The organism is Cetobacterium somerae ATCC BAA-474 (genome assembly GCF_000479045.1).
GTDB classification, from domain to species: domain Bacteria; phylum Fusobacteriota; class Fusobacteriia; order Fusobacteriales; family Fusobacteriaceae; genus Cetobacterium_A; species Cetobacterium_A somerae.
In genome coordinates this window covers 1-4,091 of sequence record NZ_KI518224.1, presented here as the reverse complement: position 1 = coordinate 4,091, position 4,091 = coordinate 1, and the positions used below count along the sequence as shown (strand labels likewise).

Genomic DNA, 4,091 nt, shown 5'->3' with positions numbered 1-4,091 from the left:
AATTAAAACTTAAAAGTATATTTAATTGAAAAAGTTTAAAATCATTTTTTTCAGTATTAAAAATTTTATAAAAATCATTATTAATATTTAATTCATAGGTATCATTATTTTTTAAGTATGAAGATATGATGCATAAAGATAGTTCAAAAGAGTTAAGTTCAGATTTTTCATAAGTTATGTTAATTCGTTTAGAGGTAAATTTAGTTAAAAAAGAATCGATAGTATCAAATTGACTTAAAATCAAAATTTTTAAAAATTTTGATTTTGTTAAAGTTATTTTTTTTAAATCCTTTTCAATTATCTCTTTTATTATATACTCTTTGAGTAATATATCATTTTTAGAAAATCGTTTTGAAAAAGTTACTTTGCTATTCATAAATGAGTAATGTGTAAAATTTTTTTCAATAATTAGATTTTTTTTCATTATAGTATCTCCTTTTGTTAAAAAAATAAATTAAAGCAAACGAAAAAATTATATATAAAAAAACGTGAGTATATAAAAAAACATTGATTTTACAGTAATATAATACCTCATTAATATCAAATAATCTAGAGAAATAAACAAAAAACATGAAAAATTTGACTAAAAAAATTAAAAAAGGTATATCAATAATAACAATAAAAAAAGGAGGGATAAAATGATTCAATTTATAGTTGCAACTCATGGAAAATTTGCAGAAGGAATAAAAACATCTATAGAATTAATTATTGGAAACATCGATAATTTAGAAATATTAAATTGTTATACAACTCAAAGTTTTAATTTAAAAGAAGAAGTTGAATTTATTTTAAAAAAATATCCAAAAGAAGAGTTAATTGTTTTGACAGATATATTTGGAGGAAGTGTAAATAATGAGTTTTTAGAAAATATATCTAACTATAAAAATTTAAATATTGTTTCAGGAGTAAATTTGCCATTAATTTTAACGTTAATAGAAAAACAAAATGATTATGATAATCCAAAGGAATTGATACGTGAAAGTATAGAAGAATGTGGTAATTCTTTGATTTATTGTAATGATGAGTTAGAAAAAAAAATAGAAGAGGACCAAGAGTTCTAAAAGGGAGGAGTATTATGATTCTTTTATTAAGAGTGGATCATAGATTATTACATGGACAAGTTGCATTTTCATGGATACAAAATTTAGGAGCAGATTGTATATTGATAGCTAATGATAGTGTTGTAAATGATGAATTAAGAAAAACAACAATGAAGTTAGCAAAACCCCAAGAAGTAAAATTAGTAATAAAAAATATAGAGGACTCAATACAAGCTTTAAAATCTGGTGTTACAGATAAATATAAACTTTTTATAGTTGTAGAATCTGTTGAGGATGCCTATAAAATAGCTAAGGAGGTAGATGAGATAAAGCAAATAAATCTAGGAGGACTTAAAGCAAGAGAAAATAGTAGAAATATATCAAAAGCAGTAAATTTATTAGAGGAGGAAGAAAATCTTTTAAAAGAACTTCAAAGCTTGGGGATTGAGATTGAAATTAGACAAGTAGCTAATGATACTAAAGTTTTATATAGATAGAAAAGGGGAGGATAGATATGATGCAAGCATTTTTATTAGCATTAGTAGCTTTTATAGCTCAATGTGATTATGCCTTAGGAACGAGCTTAATATCAAGACCAATAGTAACTGGATTTTTAACTGGGTTAGTAATGGGAGATTTAAAAATGGGATTGATAATGGGAGCTACATTGGAGTTAGCTTTCATTGGATCTTTTGCTATTGGAGGAGCAATTCCACCAGATGTAGTAACTGGAGGAATACTGGGAGTTGCCTTTGCAATATCTTCAGGTGCAGGAGCAGAGACAGCTCTGTTGTTGGCTTTACCAATTGCAACATTTACTTTAATTTTAAAAAATGCGTATCTAGGAGTTGTTATACCTATATTAGGTCACAAAGCTGATGAATACGCAGATGAGTGTAATATAAAAGGGATAGAGCGAATGCATTTAATATCTGGATTTGGTTTATCTTTAATGTTAGCAATAATAGTATTCTTTTCGTATTCATTAGGAAGTAATGCAGTATCTTTGGTTTTACAAGCAATACCAGAATTTATTCATAAAGGATTAGCAATAACAACTGGATTGATTCCAACTCTTGGATTTGCAATGTTAGCAAAACTTCTTATAAATAAAAAAGTTTTACCATATTTTTTCGTTGGATTTGCCATTGCAATATATACAGAAATTCCATTGACAGGAATTGCAATATTTGGTGCTTTAATAGCATTAATAACAGTAAATCCCATGTCACAAAGACAGTTAGTAGAAAGTGGAAACTTAAGTGAGAAAGGAGATGGTGATGATGATTTCTAATAAAAAAGATGAGAAAAATATTACACAAAAAGATTTGAATAAGATATTTTGGAGATCTTTTCAAATGGAATTCTCATGGAATTATGAAAGACAAATGAACTTAGCATATGCGTATGCTATAGCACCAATATTAAAAAAAATATATACAAATAATCATTTAGAATTAAAAAAAGCTTTGAAACGTCATTTAGAGTTTTTTAATATGACTCCTTGGATTGTAACTTTAATGCTAGGAATATCAGTAGTTCTTGAAGAGGAGAATAAAAAAGATGGAAAATTTGATGAAAACTCAATCAATGGAATAAAAACAGCATTAATGGGTCCATTATCAGGAATAGGAGATTCTTTCTTTTGGGGAACTTTAAGATTAATTGCCACAGGAATTGGAACAGCTCTTTCATTACAAGGAAATATATTAGGTCCAATTTTATTTCTATTGGTATTTAATATTCCACATATAATTATAAGATATCTTTTTATAAAGTTAGGTTATAAATTGGGGGTAGATTTTTTAACTAAACTTGAAAAATCAGGAGCAGTTGAGAAAGTTACTTACGGAGCAACTATATTAGGATTAATTGTTATTGGAGGAATGACAGCAAGAATGGTAGACATTTCAACTCCATTAGCTTTTAAAGCTGGAGGTTCAACAATAGAAGTTCAAAGTATTTTAGATGATATAATGCCAGGTATTTTAAAATTGGGAATCTTTGGTGTTGTGTATTATTTATTAAATAAAAATGTTAAACCAATAACAATACTTTTAGGAATGGCAATATTTGGAATTTTTGGAACTTTAGTTGGATTCTTTTAAGAGGTATATTTATGGAAACTATGTTAAGCAATATATGTGATGAAGAGAATACTTTAACAAATATTTTATTAAATTTTCAAGATAAAAATAGACATATTTTAAAAGATTTAAAAGACTATAAAATTAAAAGAATTCTGATTTTAGCTACAGGTTCTTCTATTAATGCGGCAGTTACAGTTAAGTACTTTTTACAAGATATATTAGAAGCTAAAGTTTTTATAGAGGAACCATCTATTTTTTATGATTATGAAAAAATAGATTTAGATACGGATTTGACTATTGTAATATCTCAAAGTGGAAAAAGTACTTCAACAATAAATGCTACTAGAAAAATATCTGAAATATTAAAAAAACCAGTAATAATAATAACAAACAACTTAGAAAGTCCAATAACAAAATATTCACAATATATTTTAGATTTAAATATAGGTATAGAAAATGTGGGATTTGTGACTAAAGGGTTTAGTGGAACTGTTCTAAATTTATTTTTATTGGGAATAACATTAAAAAATCAATATCTTAAATATTTTGAAGAATTGGAATATCTAATTGGTAATATAAATACAGTTATTGAAAATACTAATTTATATTTTGAAAAAAATAAAGAACTTTTAAGAAATATAAATAGATTTATATGTTTAGGTTACGGAGCAAACTATGGTATTACAAAAGAGTTCGAAACTAAATTTACAGAAGTGGTTAGATGTCCATCGACTGGTCATGAACTTGAAGCATATATGCATGGACCATATTTAGAGGCTAATAATTCAAATGCTATATTTTATTTGGATTTAGATTTAAATATTCCATTATCAAAAAGATTACATACTTTAAAAAATTATATGGATAATTATATTGGATTTTCAACAATTATAACAAATAGTAATAATAAAAATAATCAAACAATAAATTTAAATATATCAAAAAATATAAATCCTAATTT

General features: G+C 25.4%; 5 protein-coding genes and 1 pseudogene. 5 read left to right on the top strand and 1 reads right to left on the bottom strand.

The window, feature by feature from the left end:
* Nucleotides 1-424: pseudogene (locus HMPREF0202_RS14465) on the bottom strand (replication initiation protein); the annotation flags it as partial.
* 214 nt (nt 425-638) lie between these two features.
* Between HMPREF0202_RS14465 and HMPREF0202_RS14455 the strand changes: the two are divergent.
* From HMPREF0202_RS14455 to HMPREF0202_RS14435, 5 genes are all read left to right on the top strand, one after another.
* Nucleotides 639-1,061, top strand: coding sequence for a PTS sugar transporter subunit IIA (locus tag HMPREF0202_RS14455; protein WP_023051463.1), 423 nt, complete (start codon nt 639-641; stop codon nt 1,059-1,061).
* 14 nt (nt 1,062-1,075) lie between these two features.
* Entirely contained in the window at nt 1,076-1,537 is a 462-nt protein-coding gene (locus HMPREF0202_RS14450) for a PTS sugar transporter subunit IIB (protein WP_023051462.1), read from the top strand.
* A gap of 17 nt (nt 1,538-1,554) precedes the next feature.
* The gene (locus HMPREF0202_RS14445; protein ID WP_023051461.1) at nt 1,555-2,334 is read left to right on the top strand and encodes a PTS mannose/fructose/sorbose/N-acetylgalactosamine transporter subunit IIC; all 780 of its coding nucleotides are present in this window, start codon (nt 1,555-1,557) and stop codon (nt 2,332-2,334) included.
* A complete protein-coding gene (locus tag HMPREF0202_RS14440; RefSeq protein ID WP_023051460.1) occupies nt 2,321-3,148 on the top strand; it encodes a PTS system mannose/fructose/sorbose family transporter subunit IID in 828 nt (275 codons plus the stop codon). Before HMPREF0202_RS14445 ends, HMPREF0202_RS14440 begins: the two co-directional genes overlap by 14 nt.
* A gap of 11 nt (nt 3,149-3,159) precedes the next feature.
* Nucleotides 3,160-4,091 (top strand): SIS domain-containing protein (locus tag HMPREF0202_RS14435; protein WP_023051459.1); only part of this gene is annotated, 932 nt, incomplete at its 3' end.